This is a genomic window from Deinococcus sp., from assembly GCF_018260555.1.
In the GTDB taxonomy this organism is placed as follows: Bacteria; Deinococcota; Deinococci; order Deinococcales; family Deinococcaceae; genus Deinococcus.
In genome coordinates this window covers 21,340-39,489 of record NZ_JAGLBB010000007.1, presented here as the reverse complement: position 1 = coordinate 39,489, position 18,150 = coordinate 21,340, and the positions used below count along the sequence as shown (strand labels likewise).

The window sequence follows — 18,150 nt, the reverse complement described above, 5'->3', positions numbered from 1 at the left end:
GACTGCCGCTCCATTCCGCCACAGTCGGAAAATCGCCGTCTGTGGCTCCATACAGCGAAGGGGCGTCTTCTGTTCCTACTCGCGTCCGCTCGGATTGATTCAGAACTGCACCGAATCAATCGGAATCCGTACCAGGGTGCTTTACTTCAGGGTGCGCAGGGCGTCCCGCATGATGTCCAGGCCTGTCGCGGCTTCCTCACGCGTCAGGATCAGGGGCGGGCTGATGCGGATGACAGCCTCGCCGCAGTCAAGGTTCAGCAGGCCGCGCCCGAACATCGCCATGCTGGCCGCGTCGCGGAGCTTGCCGTCGGGGCTGCCGCCGGGTTGCACGAATTCCAGTCCGATGAACAGCCCCTGGCCGCGCACGTCCCCAATGAACGGGAATTCCGCCTGCATGCCCTTCAGTTCGGTCAGGATGAACTCGCCCACGCTGGCGGCGTTCTCCATCAGGCTCTCGCCGCAACCGGGGTGCTTGACCACGCCTTCAAGCAGGTCCAGCGTGGCGTGCGCGGCGGCGGCCGCCACGGGATTCCCGCCGAAGGTGCTGCCGTGCGACCCGACCGGCCACGTCATCACGCTTTCTTTCGCCAGCATGGCGCTGATCGGCAGGCCCGACGCGACGCCCTTGGCGACCGTAATGATGTCCGGCTGCACGCCGCCGTCCTCCCCGAACTGCTGGAAGGAGTACATCTTCCCGGTGCGGCCCATCCCGGCCTGCACCTCGTCGAAGATCAGCAGGATGCCGTGCTCGTCGCACAGCGCGCGCAGCTGCTTCAGGAAGCCAGCCGGCGGCACGATGTACCCGCCCTCGCCCTGCATCGGTTCGATGATGAACGCCGCGACCTCATCCGCCGGAATGATCGTCTGAAACAGCCCCTCGATGTGATCGATCACCGCCTGACCGCAGGTCTCGGCCGTGGCGCCCAGCGGGGGCCGGAACGGATTCGGGTACGGCACGTGCGACACGTTCGGCAGCAGCGGCCCAAAGCCGCGCTTGTACTTCGTCTTGCTGCCCGTCAGCGTGATCGCGCCGTACGTGCGCCCGTGGAAGCTGCCCAGCGTACTGATGATGTGCGGCCGCCCCGTGTGGTTGCGGGCCAGTTTCACGGCCGCCTCGACGGCCTCCGCGCCGCTGTTCCCGAAAAACACGCGCCACTTCTCACCGGGTTTCTCGACGTGCCTGACCATGCGCTCGGCGAGGCTGGTCGTGATCTCCTGCGGGTAATCCGTGAGGCACACGTGCGCGAATCTGGTGATCTGCTCCTGCACGGCCCTGACCACATGCGGATGCGCGTGCCCGGTCGTGCTGACCGCGATCCCCGCAAAGAAATCCAGCATGGTGTTGCCGTCCACGTCGGTCAGCCACACGCCCTCCCCGTGATCTGGCACGAACGGGTAAGGGCGCATGTACGAGGTCGAGAGGTGCTGCGCGTCGCGGGCCATGATCGCCGCCGTTTTGGGACCGGGGAGCGAGGTCTTAAGTTCAGGCTGACGGGGTTTGGGAAGGGTAGTCATTGTGGTTCTCCTGGGGAAGGGACGGCAGATTCGCGGACGACCCCTGCGCCCCACCGGGGCACCTCTCGCCTCAGGGAGGCGCGATGTCTGGCTTCCCTTGAGGGAAGCGGGCCGCACAGCAGACCCGGGGGGGCGCCTTTTTTCAGTCGCCGCTGACGGGGTGCGCGGCCTGCACCATGCCGCCCGGCGCGGTGTCGGTCACGTCCAGGCCGATGCCGTGGGCGGCCCATTTGTCCTCGCGGCTGTTCAGGCGGTGCTTGGTGGTGCCGGGGCGGTTGCGGCTCTCGCTGAATTCCTTGGGTTCGATGCTGATGCGTTCGCCTTCCATCAGGCCGAAGATGCCGCTCTGGCCGGGTTCCTTGCGTTGCCACTCGGTGGGGACGAGCATGTCGGGGCCGGTGTAGTCGGTGGGTTCGCTGTACGCGGCGATGTAGCCCTCGAAGTTCCGCAGGATGAGTTTCTCGGGGCTGTGCGAAAGGACGTAGTTGGGCGCAACGGGAATCTTGCCGCCGCCGCCGGGCGCATCGACGACGTAGGTGGGGACCGAGTACCCGCTGGTGTGGCCGCGCAGGCTTTCCATGATTTCCAGGCCCTTGCTGACGGTGGTGCGCAGGTGCCCGGCGCCGTGGACGAGGTCGCACTGGTAGATGTAGTACGGGCGGACGCGGATCTTGACGAGTTCCCGCACGAGTTTCTGCATGATGACCGCGTGGTCGTTCACGCCGCGCAGCAGCACACTTTGGTTGCCCAGCGGCACGCCGGCGCGCGTGAGGCGGTCGCAGGCGTCGGCGACTTCTGGGGTGATCTCGCGGGGGTGGTTGACGTGAATGTTCATCCAGACCGGGTGGTTCTCGCTCAGGACGTCGCAGAGTTCCTGCGTGACGCGCATGGGCATGAACACGGGCACGCGCGTGCCGATGCGGATGATCTCGATGTGCTCGATCCTGCGGAGTTCCGCGATCAGGCGGCCCAGCACCCTGGGCGCCAGCGTGAGCGGGTCGCCGCCGCTCAGGAGCACGTCGCGCACCTGCGGCGTGTTGCGCAGGTAATTCAGTTGCGCCTCGTACTCGGCGGGGTTGAAGGTTTCGCTGGGGTCGCCCACGATGCGGCTGCGGGTGCAGTAGCGGCAGTAACTGGCGCACTGGGTGGTCACCAGCATCAGTACCCGGTCCGGGTAGCGGTGCACCAGGCCGGGCACGGGGCTGTGCTTGTCCTCGGCGAGGCTGTCTTCCATCATGGACGTGAAAGGTTCGAGTTCGTGGTGGGTGGGGATCACCTGCCGCCGCACGGGGCAGGTGGGGTCCGTGGGGTGCATCAGGGACGCGAAGTACGGCGTGATGTCCAGCCGGAAGATGCCTGACGCGCTGGCACCCTGGCGTTCACTGTCGGTCAGGCGGATGACGGATTCGAGTTCCTCGACGGTGTTGATGCGGTTTTTCAGCTGCCATTTCCAGTCGTACCACTGCTCGTCGGGTACGTCCGCCCACCGGGGCGCGCGGTGGTTGCGGGGAAGCATGGTCTGGCTGTCGGTGGTGGCGTTCGGGTGAATGGGCATGGCAGCCTCCGGAAGAGCTGGGGGCGGAACTCGAATGGGGTGCCCTCTCATTGTCCGTGCCGCGCGGCTCCCATTGGAATGGGCGGGCGCCGGGCGTGTGGGCAGGTTTCACGCACACAAAACTCTCAAACGCCACCCACGACCTTCCAAATGCTAGGCTGGGGGTATGAGACAGTCCGGCGGCCACCTCGACCCCCTCGATCACAGCATCCTTCAGGAACTGCAGACCGATTCGCGCCTGAGCATGCGTGAACTGGGTCGCCGCGTGGGCCTGAGCGCCCCGGCCGTGACGGAACGCGTGCGCCGCCTCGAGGACGCCGGCGTGATCCTCGGCTACGGCGTGCGCGTCGCCGCCAAACCCCTGGGCCGCACCATCACCGCGTTCATCGGCGTGCAGGACAGTGGCCGCAACGACCCCACCCTGGTCCGCTGGGCCACCAAGCACGACGGCGTGCTGGAATGCCACTCCGTCACCGGGGACAACTCCTGCATCCTGAAGGTTGCCGTGCCCGACGTGGGCGCCCTGGAACACATGCTGACCGAACTGATCAACATGGGCTTCACCTGCGACACCAGCATCGTCCTGAGCACCCCCCTGGAAGGCAAACTGCTGCTGCCGCCCCAGTAGACAGCGGAGAACTCGGCCGTCGGCGGTGATGATCGGCAGGGGGTGGTCGGCAGGGGGCGGTCGGTAGGGATGGTCGGCTTAGCGGCGGGTGTGGGCGGCGTAGCGTTCCAGGGTGCTCCAGCCGGCGCCGCTGCCCATGACCGTGCGGGCCAGTTCCACCCCGGCGCGGATCGAGTCCACCGCGCCCGCCGTACGCAGGGCCGCTCCGGCGTTCAGTGCCACGATGTCCCGCTGGGCGGCCGTGCCGCCGCCGGTCAGCAGGGCGCGGGTGATCTGCGCGTTATCGGCGGGTGTGCCGCCCACAATCGCCTCACGCGGGTGCAGGTCCACGCCCGCCTCTTCCGGGTGCAGGCTGCGGTCGATGATCTCGCCGTCCCGCAGGCCCGAGACGGTGTTCACGCCGCTGACCGTGAACTCGTCCAGGCCGTCGCCGTACACGACGGTCGCGCCGCCCGCGCCGAGCAGGCGCAGGACCTCGGCCAGCGTGCGCGTCAGTTCCGGCTTGAACACACCCACCACCAGGTGCGTGGCGCCCGCCGGGTTGCTGAGTGGCCCCAGGATGTTGAACACCGTCCGCGCCGCCAGGTCCGAGCGGACGGCCGCCGCGTGCCGCAGGGCCGGGTGGTAGTTGCGGGCGAACATGAACCCGATGCCCAGGGTGTTCACGGCGTCCGCCACGACCTCGGGGCTGGCGTCCAGGTTTACGCCCAGCACCTCCAAGACGTCCGCACTGCCGGCGCGGCTGCTCGCGGCGCGGTTGCCGTGCTTGGCGACCGGCACGCCCGCGCCGGCCACCACAAACGCCGTCGTGGTGCTGATGTTGAAGGTGTGCGCGCCGTCGCCGCCCGTGCCGACCACGTCCAGCAGCACCGGGCGGGGCGTGACGTTCACGCGCACCGCGTTCTCCCGCATGGCCTGCGCGAAGCCCGCGATCTCCTCGGGCGTCTCGCCGCGCACCCGCAGGGCCGCCAGGGCCGCCGCGAGCCGCACGCCGCTCACGTCGCCCTCCATGACCTCGCGCATGAACGCCGCCGCGTCCCCCTGCGACAGCCGCTCGCCGTTCATCAGTCTCGCGTGCATCACGCGCCCGCCTCTGCCACCGGCGCGGCATTCCAACCGGGCGCGGCACCCGAACCTGACGCGGCCTGCGCCGACTGGAACGCCCGGACCTCCGCCAGGAAGTTCCTGATCATCTGCATGCCGCCCTCCGTGGCCACACTCTCCGGGTGGAACTGCACGCCGAACACCGGGAATTCACGGTGCCGCAGCGCCATCACGACCTCCTCGTGCGGGTCGGTGGTCCAGGCGGTCGCCACCAGTTCCGGCGGCAGGTCGCGCACCACGAGCGAGTGGTAGCGCGTGACCGTCACCCCGTCCCGCAGGCCCGCGAACAGCCCGGAGCCGTCATGCCGCACCGGACTGGTCTTCCCGTGCACGGGCAGGATGGCCCGGCCCACCCGCGCCCCGAACGCCTCGCCGATACTCTGGTGGCCCAGGCACACGCCCAGCGTAGGCACGGCCGGCCCCAGTTCGCGGATCACCTGCACGCTCAGCCCCGCCTCTGACGGCGTGCACGGCCCCGGCGACACCACGACCGCGTCCGGGTTCAGGGCCCGCACCTCGTCCAGCGTGAACGCGTCGTTACGCCACACGGTCAGGTCCGCCCCCAGCTCCCCGAAATACTGCACGAGGTTATACGTGAACGAGTCGTAATTGTCGATCAGCAGGACGCGGAGTGCAGCGTGCGGGCTGTGAGGGCCGGAAACAGGGGGGGTGGTCATCGTGATTGTCCTTTCATGCACGCGAAACGGGTGTCCTGGTAGGTGGCGTCACTGGAGAACGGTTACTGGAGAACGGTTACTGGAGAACTGGCGGGGCGGGACAGTGAGGTAGGGACGGTGAGCGCCTGAACGGTGGGGGCGCGGGTGGTGAGCTGCCGCTCACGGCTGCCCCTCTACCCACCACGGCGCACTCACAGCCCTCCTGCGGCGAGTTCGACGGCGCGCATGAGGGCGGCGGCCTTGTTGCGGGTTTCGAGTTCCTCGCTGGCGGGGTCGCTGTCGGCAACGACGCCCGCTCCGGCCTGAATATGAACCTGGCCGCCCGTGATGACCATGGTGCGCAGCGTGAGGGCCATGTCCATGCTGCCGTCAAGGGCGATGTAACCGAAACTGCCGCCGTAGGGGCCGCGCCGGGTGGGTTCGAGTTCGTCGATGATTTCCATGGCGCGGATCTTGGGAGCGCCGCTGACGGTGCCCATGGGTTGCACGCTGGCCAGCGCGTGCAGGGGCGTCTGGTCGTCCCGGAGGGTGCCGGTGACGCTGGAGACGATGTGCATGACGTGGCTGTAACGTTCGATGGTAAAGGCGTCGTGCACCCGGACGCTGCCGTACCGGCTGACCCGGCCGAGGTCGTTGCGGCCCAGGTCCACGAGCATCAGGTGCTCGGCGCGTTCCTTCTCGTCGGCCAGGAGTTCGGCGGCCTGGGCGTTGTCGTGTTCGGGGGTGGCGCCGCGCGTGCGGGTGCCGGCGATGGGCCGGGTAGTCACCGCGTGGCCGTCGCTGGCCAGCAGGCTCTCGGGGCTGCTGGCGACCAGCGTGACTGGCCCGAGTTGCAGGTATCCGAGGTACGGGCTGGGGTTCACGCGGCGCAGCGCGCGGTACAGCGCGAAGGGGTGCAGGTCGCCCAGGGGCGCGCTGAAGCGCTGGCTGGGCACGACCTGAAAGATGTCGCCGGCGCGGATGTACTCCAGGGCGCGGTTCACGGCGTCGCGGTAGGTGTCCGGCGTGAAATTACTGGTAAAGGCGGGCGCCTGAGTGGGGTGCTGGCCGGGCACGCCAGGCAGCGGGCCGCGCAGACGCGCCACGAGCGCGGCGACCTCGGCGTCGGCGTCGGCCTGCCGCGCGGCGGTCGCGACGGCGATCAGGCGGTGCTTGAGGTGGTCGAAGATGACCATGCCGCGCGGCGCGATGAAACACGCATCGGGCACGCCGAGTTCGTCGGGGTTACCGTCCGGCAGGGTTTCGTACGCGCGGATCAGGTCGTACGCGGCGTACCCGACGGCCCCGCCGATCAGGGCGGGCAGCCCAGCGGGAACGGGTGCGGGGCGGGTGACGGCGGCGTACAGGTGCGCCAGTGGGTCGGGCACGGGGCCGCCGTGCGTGCCGAAGGTGCCGCTGCTCGTCACGTGCGTGCCGCGCGCCTCGAAGCGCCCCTGTTCACCCACGCCGATGAACGAGTACCGGCCGAGGGTCTCGCCCGCCTCGACGCTTTCGAGCAGAAAGGCGACGGGTTCGCCCTGCGCGGCTTTCAGGTACGCGGTGACGGGCGTGTCGAGGTCGGCGTTGAGTTCCTGCGCGGCGACGGCCAGGGCAGGCAGGGTGGGGGGGGTCGGGTTCGTCATGACGCTCCTGGGTGCCGCCGGGGTGAGAGGCAGGGTCTCCGGGTAAGGCAGGGTGGCCGGGTGAGGTGAGGTGGCCGGGTGAGGTGAGGTGAGCCGTACAGAGAACGCGCCCGGTGGAGTGATCCACCTGGGCGCGTTCCATGCGGGAACAGCAGACGTGTCAAGCCCAGGGGAAACCGGGCCACCACTTGCCGTTCGCGTTCATGCGGCGCAGCATAGCGCCCCGGCCGGGCGGGACTCAAGCGGGCTGCGGGGCGTGGTCTACACCGCCCGCCTGGCCGGTGGGTGCAGGGCTGGGCTTTCACCGCCGGACCAGTACGTCCGGGCGGGTCGGGGAACCGGTACGCGCCGTGCCGTCTGTGTCGGCGGTGTCTGTATCACCGCTATCTGTGTCGGTGGTGTCTGTATCGCTGCTGTCTGTGTCGCTGCGGTCGTCCTCGTCAGGGTCGTCCGGCCCGGCGTCGCTGTCGGCCCCGTCTTCCAGTGGCGCGAACAGGCGGTCGAGGTCAGCGGTGGTCAGTTGCGTGGCGTCGCTCAGGCCGCCGTCGAGAATGCCGCGCGCCAGACTGGCCTTGCGCGCCTGGAGGTCCAGGATGCGTTCCTCGACGCTGCCCGCCGCGATCAGTTTGTACACGAACACGGGTTTGTCCTGCCCGATGCGGTACGCGCGGTCGGTCGCCTGATCCTCGGCAGCCGGATTCCACCACGGGTCGTAGTGGATGACCGTGTCGGCCGCCGTGAGGTTCAGGCCGACCCCACCGGCCTTCAGGGTGATCAGGAACACGTGCGTCTTGCCGCTCTGGAAGGCCTCGATCTGCCTCTGGCGGTCCTGGGTGCTGCCGGTGATCATGGAGTACGGAATGCGGATGTCACGCAGCCAGTCTTCCAGGTGGCCCAGCAGCGTCGCGAACCCGCTGAAGATCAGGACGCGGCGGCCTTCCTCGACCATCTGCGGCAGGGTGGTGCTCAGCCACTCGAATTTCGCGTTGCCTTTCACGCTCCGCGCCGCATCCAGTTTCACGAGGCGCGGGTCCGTGACCGCCTGCCGGAGTTTCAGCAGGGCGTCCAGGATGGCGATGGTGCTGCGCGACAGGCCCCGGGCGCGCAGTTCCTCGCGCACGCGGGATTCGGTGGTCACGCGCACCGTCTCGTACAGGTCCCGCTGGTCGCCGTCCAGCGTGACGCGCACCGGAATCTCGGTCTTGGGTGGCAGTTCTCGCGCCACGTCCCGCTTCTCGCGGCGCAGGATGAACGGCCGGACCCGCGCGGCCAGCGCGGCGCGCCGCCCCGCCTCACCGCGCTTCTCGATGGGCGTGCGGTACAGCTCCCGGAAGGTTTTCTCATCGTGCAGCAGGCCCGGCGCCAGGAAGTTGAACTGCGACCACAGCTCGCCCAGGTGATTTTCCAGTGGCGTGCCGGTCAGCGCCAGCCGGTGCCGGGCGTTCAGTGAGCCCGCCGCCTTGGCCGCCGCCGTGCGGGCGTTCTTGATGTTCTGTGCCTCGTCCAGAATCACCAGGTGGTACCCGAACGCGCCCAGCTCATCAATGTCGCGCGGCAGCAGCGGGTACGTGGTCAGCACCAGATCATGCTGCGGAATCTGCGGGAACAGGGCGCGGCGGTCCTTGCCGTGCAGGGTCAGGACGCGCAGGTCCGGCGCGAACCTCGCCGCTTCCGCCTGCCAGTTCCCGATCACGCTGGTCGGCGCGACCACCAGACTGGGCCGGTCGGCGCGGCCCGACGCCTGCTCGACCAGCAGGTGCGCGAGGGTTTGAACGGTCTTGCCCAGCCCCATGTCGTCGGCGAGGATGCCGCCCATGCTGTACTCGCGCAGGAATTGCAGCCACGCGAGGCCCTGACGCTGGTAGGGGCGCAGGCTGGCGTTCAGGTTGGCGGGCGGGGTGACGTCGCGGATACCGTTGAAATCACGGAGTTTGCGGCCCAGTTCCAGCAGGCGTTCGGCGCCCAGCCAGCGGGCCTGCACGGCCTCTTCGAGCTGGGCGACCCGGGCGGCGTCGAGCAGGGGCAGCCGCAGGGGGCCGGGTGGCAGGTCGCGCAGGTTCAGTTCGACCAGTACGCCCAGAATGGCGCGGATGCGGCCGGCGGGCAGGGCGACGCGGCGGCCGTCGTCGAGGGAGGCGTGCAGGGTTTCGGTGTCGTCGAGCGAGGCCAGGGCCTCGGGCGTGAACAGTCCCGGCTGGCGGGCGATCAGGTCGGCCAGGACCGGAATCAGGCTGATGCGGGTGCCGTCCACGACGATCCCGAGGTCCAGCGTGAACCAGCCGCCGGCCGCGTCGTTCGTCTCGCCGTACCAGTCGCTGATCTCGGCGAAGTTCATGGGGAAATCCGGGTGGACGTGCACGTTGACGCCCTGCGCTTCCAGTTCGGCGCGGCCCGAGCGCATGAAGGTCATCCAGGCGTCCTCGTCGTCCCCCAGCGTCAGGAGGCGGTCGAGGTCGGGGGCCGTGAGGTGGTAGGTGTCTCCCAGGGCTTCTTCCAGCGGCATGAATCCGGCCAGGGCGACGGTGTGTTCGGCGCGGCGTTCCGCGGCCGGGTCGCGGGCCACGCGGGTCAGGACGCCCTCGCGGTACACGGTGGGTCCGCCGCCGCCGCCGCCCCCCTCGGCGTACGTGTCGGGGACCGTCATGCCGGCGTAGGCGTGGCGCAGCAGCGCGGTGGGCACGGTGACGGGTTCCGGGCGCGTGCCAGGGGCGTGGCGGGCGGCGCCTTGACGTGCGCCGGGCAGGGAGGACAGGTGCAGTTGCGGGGTGTACGGCAGGCGTTCCTCGCGCACGCGCACGGTCTGTGGGATGGGCAGGTTCAGGCCGGTGGCGGTGATGGCGTGCGCCAGCGCCACTGCCTGCGCAGGTGGCAGCACCGGCCCGGTCAGGAAGCGGGCCACCTGATCGGGCGGCGTGTCGGTCTGCACCCGCGAGAGCAGCGCGGCCGGGGCAGGGGCGGCCCTGCGGCGCTGCTGGTGGTGCGCCCGGCCCGCACTCTGATGGGCCGTACTCCGGTGGGCCGCGTTCGGCTGGCCTTCCGGCGCGGGGCGCTGCACGGCCCAGGGACGCGGGGTGGGCAGGATGATGGCGTCCGGCGCGTCCGGGACGTGCAGGGTGGGCGTCTGGGCGCCGCGCACGTCGGACATCCAGGCCAGGTGCCCGTGCAGGTCCGGGCCGCGGGTGAGCGTCGCGTCCGGACGTTCCCAGCACAGGCGGCCCGAGTCGAGCATGCTGTCAATGAGCAGGTCGGCGGCCGGATGGTCACCCAGGACGTGCAGTTCGTCCTGCCAGCGGCCGGGTTCGTGCGTGGCGGTGGTGGCGACGTCCAGCAGGCGCAGCAGGTGCGTGTCGCGCCGCACGAAGGCCGGGGCGCTCGCGAGGTTGCGGGGCAGCGAGTACCGCTCGGCGCTGCTCAGGTCCGGAAGGTCGCCGCGCAGGGGCACGCGCGTGAGCTGCACGGCCACGCGGCGCGAGGCGCCCACGCTGGTGCCGGTCGGCAGGAAACGCAGCACGTACCGCAGCTCGAACTGCCGGCCACGGGCGGGCGCGCGGGTCTCCGTGAACGACGCCAGCCACTGCTGCGTGCGGGCGTCCAGGGACTCCTCGGTGGGCGCGGCGTCCGGGGCGGGTTCCGGGCGGGCGGGGCGGGGACCGTCGGGCGGATCGGTCGCCAGGACCAGCGCGGCCACGTGCCGGCAGCGGTAGCGGCCGCAGGTGCAGCTGCTGCCGCGCAGTTGCGGGTCCGGGGGGGGCAGCAGGTCCACGGTGGCGTGGTAGGGGTGCCCGCTGTCCATGACGGTCGCCTCGGCGTGCCAGCCCGCGTCGGTCCAGTGGCGCGTGACGCCCTGCACGCTCTCCTCGCGCAGCGAGAGGCCCTGCGCGGCCGTGTCGAGCGCGAAGCCCGGCGGCAGGCGGCTGAGTTTCACGCGCCCACCCGGCCGTCAGCTTGGGCGCGCCATGCAGGCGTCCGGCCAGTCGAGCGGGACGGAGAGGACGGAACGCCAGTCATAAACACGCCCCGGAGTCTAGCGCGCCGCTGCCATGAACGAAGCTGCACAGCAACACCAAGCGCGCACCAGGAACCGGGGAGCCAGAGCCTGGGAGTCAGCGGGCCTGGATGCGCCAGACGCGCCCGGCGCCGTCGTCACTGAGCAGCAGGGCCCCGTCGGCCGCGACGACCAGATCCACGGGACGGCCCACGACCGTCTGGCCGTTCAGGAAGCCCGTCACGAAGTCCGTGGTCTTGCCGGTCGCCGGGTCGATCATGATGACCTTGTACCCGCTCTTGACACTGCGGTTCCAGCTGCCGTGCAGCGCCGCGAACATCTGCCCCCGGTACGCGGCCGGGAAGGTCTTGCCGCCGTAGAACGCCAGCCCCAGCGGCGCGGAGTGCGCGGTGGTCAGCGCGAAGGCGGGCGTGGCGGCCGCGCAGACACTGGCCGCCTTTTTCCCGAAGTCCTTATCCCACACCTGCGGCCGTCCGGGTTGCGTGGTGTAACAGTACGGCCAGCCGTAGAACCCGCCGGCCCTGACGCGGTAGAAGCCTTCGGGCGGCAGGTCGTCGCCGAGCATGTCGCGGCCGTTGTTCGTGGCGAACAGCTGACCCCCGAACCACTCGATGCCCACGGCGTTGCGTAGCCCGGTCGCGTAGGGCCGACCGTTCCGGCCGTCGGCGTCGTACACCCAGATGGCGGCGCGTTTCGGGTCACCCTCCTCGCAGACGTTGCAGGTGCTGCCCACCGCCACGTACATCCGCCCGTCCGGCCCGAATTCCACCGTGCGGGTCGAGTGACCGCCCGCGCCCGGCAGGCTCACGATCTTCTGCGGGGGGGCGCTGGCCTTCAGGTCACCGGCCCTGAACGGGTAGCGCACCACGCCGTCCGTGTTCGCCACGTACAGGTAAGCGCCGTGAATAGCCAGCCCGTGCGGCTGGTTCAGGCCGCTGGCGTACACCTGCTTGCTGTCGGCCTTCCCATCACGGTTGCGGTCCGGCATGACCGTGACCGTCCCCGCACTCTGGTCGCTGATCAGCACGTCACCGTTCCTGGCCACCACCATGAAGCGCGGTTTCTTGAATCCGTCCGCGAACAGCGTGACCCTGAACCCGTCCGGAACGTTCAGGCCGGCGACCGGGGCACCCTGAGCGCAGCCGGTCCCCGACACGCCCAGCAGGCCCGTCAGCAGCGTTGCGGCCGTGCGCCCCATCCTGGAGCGGGCCAGCCCAGAGCGGGCAGGCGACGCGGACGGGAAGGGCGGCAGCGGACGGCGGCGGGCGCGAATTGAGAACATACCCCAGCAGAGCAGCCGCTCATGAGCCGCGCCCACCAGCGCCCTCAAGCGCCGCTTCACGCCGGACGGGGGGAGAGGGAATGTGCCTCACCGGGATTGCCCTGTGTTTCGGTTACACGTAGCCAATGCGGCGGGTTACCACTTCCACGCCCGGCGCCCACCTATCTCCTGCCCGCTCTGAGACGTACCTCACCGACTCAGCCCGGGTCAAACAGTCTTGCCAACCTTTGAATCGAAGTCCGTATGACACGAATTCCGGTTGATTCAGTAGAGTCCCGAATCAATCCGAGCAGGACCTACAGACTCCCCTTCGCGGTATGGAGGGGAATGCGTATCACACATGAAAGAGGTCGCCATAGTCCTGAAAGCCTGCCCGTTCCCGCTGGTTCTCTGGCCCGTCAGGGGCGCGTGGCTTCCGGGTACTCGAAGCGCGCGCCCAGCTCTTCCAGGTGTCGAAAGAACAGAGGGTAACTCTTGCGGATGTGGTGCGCGCCCGTGATGCGGATTGGCGCGTCCGCGCTGAGCCCCAGGATGGTCAGCAGCATGATCATGCGGTGATCGCCGTGCCCGTCGGCGGTGACGCCCCCGGCAAGGCGGGGCGTGCCCGTGACGGTCAGGCTGTCCTGCGTTTCTTCTACCGTCAGGCCCAGGCGTTCCAGTTCGCGGCGCGTGTCGCTGATGCGGTCGCATTCTTTCAGGCGCAGGGTGTACACGTTCTCCCAGGTGGTCGTGCCGCCCGCCAGGGCCGCCGCGCCCGTCAGGGCCTGCACGGCGTCCGTAAAGCCGTCCCCGTCGCGCACTACGCCGTGCAGGGGCTGCCCGCCCCGCACGGTCAGCACGTCCCCGTCCCGCTCGATGTCCGCGCCCATCTCGCGCAGTACGGACACGGCCTCCCGCTCGCCCTGAAGGTCGTGCTCACGCAGGTTCGACAGGCGCACCTGTCCGGGCCGCGTGACGGCTGCCGCCAGGATCGCCGCGCTGCCCGGGTAATCCCCCGGCACCAGCACCCGCCCCGCCCGGAACGCCTGCCCACCCGGAAGCGAGATGCGGCTCAGGTCCTCACTCGCCGACGCCTGCACCCCGAACGCTGCCAGGGTCTCCAGCGTCTGCCGCAGCGGCGCGTGACTCTTGATCTCCCCCGTCAGGCGTAGCTCCAGTCCGTCCGGCAGGAGCGGCCCCAGGAACATCAGCGCGCTGGCGTACTGACTGCTGCGCCCCGCACTGACCTCCACCACGCCGCCCCGCACCGGCCCCGAGACGGACACCGGGAACGTCCCATCCCGGCTCTGCACGCGCGCGCCGAGCCGTGACAGGGCCTCCAGCAGATCCCCCTGCGGCCGCTTGCCCAGCGAATCCGCGTGGTCCGTCACGAACTCCGTCCCGGTCGTCAGGGCTGCCACGCCCATCAGGAACCGCGCGACCGCCCCCGCGTTCCCCGGGTTCAGCGTCACCCCCGCACGCGGACGGCTCCCGAAACCCCGGATCACGGCGTCCCCGCCCTCCAACTCCACGCCCGCGCCCCAGGCTTCCAGGCACCGCAGCATCGCCCCGGCATCCTCACTGGTCGCCACGCCCACCACCCGCGACTCCCCCACCGCCAGCGCCGCTGCGAGCAGGTACCGCGTCGTGTAATTCTTACTCGGCTGCGCCCGCACCTCCCCCCGCAACGCCGCAGCAGGATGCACGATCACATCAAACGTTTCCGGCAGGCCATCAGCACTCATGGGGCCAGCCTAGCCTGCCTATCAGCAACGAAGGGGGCCGCTGTACAGGAAGGGTGGCCAGCGGGAAGCGGCTCGCCAGGATCGGAAAAAGAGGACGCCAGAAGCACACAGGCGGGCCTCCGGGTTTTCGCCCAGGGTCCACCTGTGTGCTTCACATCCTATGGTCGTCCGATATGGTCGTCTGATGTGGTTATCTGATCGGGCCTGCGGGTGATACGGATTCCGCTCCGGTTGAGTGGTTCTGCACACCACTCAACCGAAGGTCCGTATCAGTCGGTGCTGACGGCCATCTGGGGTTTCTGGTCGCCGCCCGCCGCGTGGGTGTGCGTTTCGGTCAGCAGGTCGGTCAGTTCGGGTTTGCCCAGGGCGCGTTTCTTGGCGATACCGTCGCGGACACCGCTGGACAGTTCAGTCGAGACTTTCTCCAGGTGCCCCACGAAGCGGTCCACGATGAAGTCCGGCACACCCGCCAGGGCTCCGGCGAAGTTCATGGCGAGGCGGCCGCGTTCGGCCTCGTTCATCACGCGGTACAGCTCGCGGGGCTGGCCGTACAGGTCGGCGTCGTCCTCGGGCCAGCCGAAGCGGTCGGCCATGCTGCCCAGCGGCATGGGGGGTTCTTGCAGGGTGTCCTGGGGCACGTCGGGGCCACCGTACGAGTTGGGTTCGTACACGGGCGTGCCGCCGAAGTTCCCGTCGAAACGCGTCTGGCCGTCGCGGTGGTAGGTCATGACGGGGCACGCGGCCTTGTTCACGGGCAGCGCGGCGTAGTTGATGCCGATGCGGTAGCGGTGGGCGTCGGCGTAGCTCATCAATCTAGCCTGGAGCATCTTGTCGGGGCTGGCCCCGAAGCCGCGCGGCATGTTGCTGGGCTCGAAGGCGGCCTGCTCGATCTGCGCGAAGTAGTTCTGGGGGTTCTCGTTCAGTTCGAACTCTCCGACCTGCATGAGCGGGTAGTCGGCGTGCGGCCAGACCTTGGTGAGGTCAAAGGGGTTGATGTGGTACGTCTCGGCGTCCTTTTCGGGCATGACCTGAATGCTGACGGTCCACTTGGGAAAGTCACCCTTCTCGATGGCGTCAAACAGGTCCTGGAAATGGTAGTCGCCGTTCTCGGAGGCGATCTTCGCGGCGAGGTCCTCGGTGAGGTTCTGCACGCCCTGCTGGGTGTGGAAGTGCCACTTGACGTAGAAGCGTTCGCCCTGCTCGTTCCAGAGGCTGTACGTGTGGCTGGAGTACCCGTTCATGAAGCGGTAGGAACGCGGCAGGCCACGGTCGCCGAACATGTACATGACCTGGTGCAGGCTCTCGGGGCGCAGGCCCCAGAAGTCGAACTGCATGGCGTTGCTGCGGCGGCCCGTGACCGGGTGGCGCTTCTGGCTGTGAATGAAATCCTGGAATTTGATGGGGTCACGCACGAAGAAGATGGGCGTGTTGTTGGCCACCATGTCCCAGTTGCCGTCCTCGGTGTAGAACTTCAGCGCGAACCCGCGCGGGTCGCGGACGGTGTCGGGGAAGCCGCGTTCACCGGCAACGGTGCTGAAGCGGGCCAGCATGCGGCACTCCGTGCCTTCCTTCTGGAAGAGCCCTGCGGCCGTCAGTTCCGGGATGGCGCGCGTGACGCGGAAGGTGCCAAAAGCCCCACTGCCCTTGGCATGCACGACGCGCTCGGGGACGCGCTCGCGGTTAAAGTGCGCCATGCGTTCGAGCAGGTGCCAGTCCTGCAGCAGCACGGGGCCGCGCTCTCCGGCAGTCAGGCTGTTGGTGTTGCTGGGGGCGGCGTTGCCGGAGTGGTTGGTCAGGCGTCCCTGGGGGGCCTGGGGGGCGGTGGTCTTCATGTCGGCGGACTCGTTGGGTGCGTATACGGTGTCTTTCGGGCCGGGCATGTTCTTGTCGGGCATGATGCTCTCCTGTGTGAAAGGGTGCCTGTAGTGGGGGGGCTGCTGAGTGGACTGGAAATGGGTGAATGGACGCGGAACCCCCCTACCTTAATAGGAAGGCTTCTCAACAGCGTGAGGGAACACTAAGTCAAGAGTCAAGCCCAGCTTCATCCGGATCGCAACCCAGCATTCGGCCGACCAATCCGGCCAGAGAGCCGACCCTCACGGCGCCAGAATCACGGTGTCCGGTTCACGGTGTCTGGTTCACGGCCCGGCGGCCGCTTTCGGTGCCAGCCGGTACTCCCGGTCACGCTCCAGCTGCATCAGGACCGACACCTGCCCGCTGCTGACCTGCACGTCACAGTCCAGCACCCCGGGCGGGAGCGCCCCCGGCAGGGCGTCCACGCACGGCTGCCCGTACGACACGTTCGCGGACGGCCCGGTTGCCAGCACCGCCGCCTGCACCCGCCCCGCATACCCCCGCAGCGCCCGCCCCTGCGCCGACAGCACCGCGACCATCAGCGCGATCCCCGCCGCGAACCCCACCATCACCCACACGAACGTTCTGAGCGTCCGCGCCCGCATCTCTGGCGTCACCTCCCGCACGCCGCTCGCCGCTCCGGACGGACCGCTCCCGCCGGGCCGGGCCTTCCCGGTGGACTGGGCCTGCTGGCTGGAGTGGGCCTGCTGGCTGGAGTGGGCCTGCTGGCTGGAGTGGGCCTGCTGATGGGACTGGGCTTTCTGTCTGATCTGACCGGGACGCTTGCTCACACCCCACACCCTACCCTGACCAGCGGGCCACACCCGGCACGCTAAGATGCCCGCCATGAGCAAGGTCATCATTATCGGAGCGGGCGGCGTCGCCAACGTCGTCGCCAAGAAATGCGCCCAGAACGACAGCGTCTTCACGGAAGTGCTGATCGCCACGCGCACCGTCGCCAAGGCCGACAAGATCGTCGCCGAAATCAAGGAGCACATGCCTGACAGCCGGGCCGTGTTCACCACCGCCACGGTCGATGCCGACAACGTCCCCGATCTCGTGAAGCTGATCAGAGACTTCGGACCGAAGATGGTCATCAACGTCGCCCTGCCCTACCAGGACCTGACCATCATGGACGCCTGCCTGGAAACCGGCGTGCACTACCTGGACACCGCCAACTACGAACCCAAGGACGTCGCCAAGTTCGAGTACTCCTGGCAGTGGGCGTACCAGGACCGCTTCAGGGAAAAGGGCCTGATGGCGCTGCTCGGCTGCGGCTTTGATCCCGGCGCCACGCAGGCGTTCACCGCCTGGCACGCCAAGCACCACTTCCAGGAAATCCACTACCTGGACATCGTGGACTGCAACAACGGCAACCACGGCAAGGCCTTCGCCACCAACTTCAACCCGGAAATCAACATCCGCGAGATCACCGCCAACGGCCGCTACTACGAGAACGGCGAGTGGATCGAAACGCAGCCCCTGGAAATCAGCCAGGACATCTACTACCCCAAGGTCGCCACCCGCAAGAGCTACGTGCTGTACCACGAGGAACTCGAATCCCTCGTCAAGCACTTCCCGACCATCAAACGCGCCCGCTTCTGGATGACCTTCGGCGACGCGTACATCAAGCACCTGAACGTCCTTGAAGGCATCGGCATGACCTCCATCGAACCCATCGACTTCCGCGGCATGAAAGTCGCCCCGATCGAGTTCCTGAAAGCCGTGCTGCCCGTCCCCGAATCCCTGGCAGCCGGGTACAGCGGGCAGACCTGCATCGGCGTGCAGGCCAAGGGCATCGGCAAGGACGGCCAGCCCAAGGTGCACTTCGTGTACAACGTCAAGGATCACGCCGACTGCTACCGCGAAGTGCAGGCGCAGGGCGTCAGCTACACCACCGGCGTACCCGCCATGATCGGCGCCATGCTGATGCTTCAGGGCGAGTGGATGAAAGAAGGCGTGTGGAACGTCGAACAGCTCGACCCCGATCCCTTCTTCGACGCCATGAACAAGTGGGGCCTGCCCATCAGCGAACTGACCGACATCGAACTCGTCAAGGACTGAACACAAGCGTCAGGACCGTGCGCCGCGCCATCACCGGACGGCGCACTTCCTGTTCCCACTGGCCTGACGGGAGGGCCGCGTCAGTCGGTGGCGGCGTGCGCGGCGACCTGATACGGATT

The 18,150-nt window shown here is 68.7% G+C and carries 12 protein-coding genes; 2 read left to right on the top strand and 10 right to left on the bottom strand.

Annotated features, from left to right (window positions below; translation table 11 throughout):
* Nucleotides 1-141 precede the first annotated feature (141 nt).
* On the bottom strand, nt 142-1,515 hold the full coding sequence (locus tag QZ271_RS02690; protein WP_291428727.1) for an acetyl ornithine aminotransferase family protein: 1,374 nt from the start codon (nt 1,513-1,515) through the stop codon (nt 142-144).
* 142 nt (nt 1,516-1,657) lie between these two features.
* Entirely contained in the window at nt 1,658-3,070 is a 1,413-nt protein-coding gene (locus QZ271_RS02685; protein ID WP_291428725.1) for a KamA family radical SAM protein, read from the bottom strand.
* 166 nt (nt 3,071-3,236) lie between these two features.
* Here QZ271_RS02685 and QZ271_RS02680 point away from each other — a divergent pair, with 166 nt between their 5' ends.
* Nucleotides 3,237-3,698 (top strand): Lrp/AsnC family transcriptional regulator, encoded by a 462-nt coding sequence (locus QZ271_RS02680; RefSeq protein WP_291428723.1) that lies wholly within the window; start codon nt 3,237-3,239, stop codon nt 3,696-3,698.
* 78 nt (nt 3,699-3,776) lie between these two features.
* Here the strand turns inward: QZ271_RS02680 and trpD are convergent, their stop codons facing one another.
* The 8 genes from trpD to QZ271_RS02640 form a co-directional block, all read right to left on the bottom strand.
* Entirely contained in the window at nt 3,777-4,778 is a 1,002-nt protein-coding gene (gene trpD, locus QZ271_RS02675) for an anthranilate phosphoribosyltransferase (RefSeq protein ID WP_291428762.1), read from the bottom strand.
* Nucleotides 4,778-5,479 (bottom strand): aminodeoxychorismate/anthranilate synthase component II, encoded by a 702-nt coding sequence (locus QZ271_RS02670; protein WP_291428721.1) that lies wholly within the window; start codon nt 5,477-5,479, stop codon nt 4,778-4,780. The genes trpD and QZ271_RS02670 overlap by 1 nt, the downstream gene beginning before the upstream one ends.
* A 191-nt stretch (nt 5,480-5,670) precedes the next feature.
* A complete protein-coding gene (gene trpE, locus QZ271_RS02665) occupies nt 5,671-7,101 on the bottom strand; it encodes an anthranilate synthase component I (protein WP_291428719.1) in 1,431 nt (476 codons plus the stop codon).
* Nucleotides 7,102-7,402: 301 nt separating this feature from the next.
* A complete protein-coding gene (locus QZ271_RS02660; protein ID WP_291428717.1) occupies nt 7,403-11,026 on the bottom strand; it encodes a DEAD/DEAH box helicase in 3,624 nt (1,207 codons plus the stop codon).
* Nucleotides 11,027-11,204: 178 nt separating this feature from the next.
* Nucleotides 11,205-12,389 carry a sorbosone dehydrogenase family protein gene (locus QZ271_RS02655; RefSeq protein WP_291428715.1) on the bottom strand — a complete coding sequence of 395 codons (1,185 nt, stop codon included), beginning with the start codon at nt 12,387-12,389 and terminating at the stop codon, nt 11,205-11,207.
* 398 nt (nt 12,390-12,787) lie between these two features.
* Nucleotides 12,788-14,113 carry a 3-phosphoshikimate 1-carboxyvinyltransferase gene (gene aroA, locus QZ271_RS02650; protein WP_291428713.1) on the bottom strand — a complete coding sequence of 442 codons (1,326 nt, stop codon included), beginning with the start codon at nt 14,111-14,113 and terminating at the stop codon, nt 12,788-12,790.
* Nucleotides 14,114-14,382: 269 nt separating this feature from the next.
* Nucleotides 14,383-16,008 (bottom strand): catalase, encoded by a 1,626-nt coding sequence (locus QZ271_RS02645; protein ID WP_291428711.1) that lies wholly within the window; start codon nt 16,006-16,008, stop codon nt 14,383-14,385.
* 243 nt (nt 16,009-16,251) lie between these two features.
* Complete coding sequence (locus QZ271_RS02640; protein WP_291428710.1) at nt 16,252-16,758, bottom strand: hypothetical protein; 507 nt, start codon at nt 16,756-16,758, stop codon at nt 16,252-16,254.
* A gap of 55 nt (nt 16,759-16,813) precedes the next feature.
* Here QZ271_RS02640 and QZ271_RS02635 point away from each other — a divergent pair, with 55 nt between their 5' ends.
* Nucleotides 16,814-18,031: a saccharopine dehydrogenase family protein gene (locus QZ271_RS02635; RefSeq protein WP_291428709.1), complete on the top strand. Its 1,218-nt coding sequence runs from the start codon at nt 16,814-16,816 to the stop codon at nt 18,029-18,031.
* Nucleotides 18,032-18,150 lie beyond the last annotated feature (119 nt).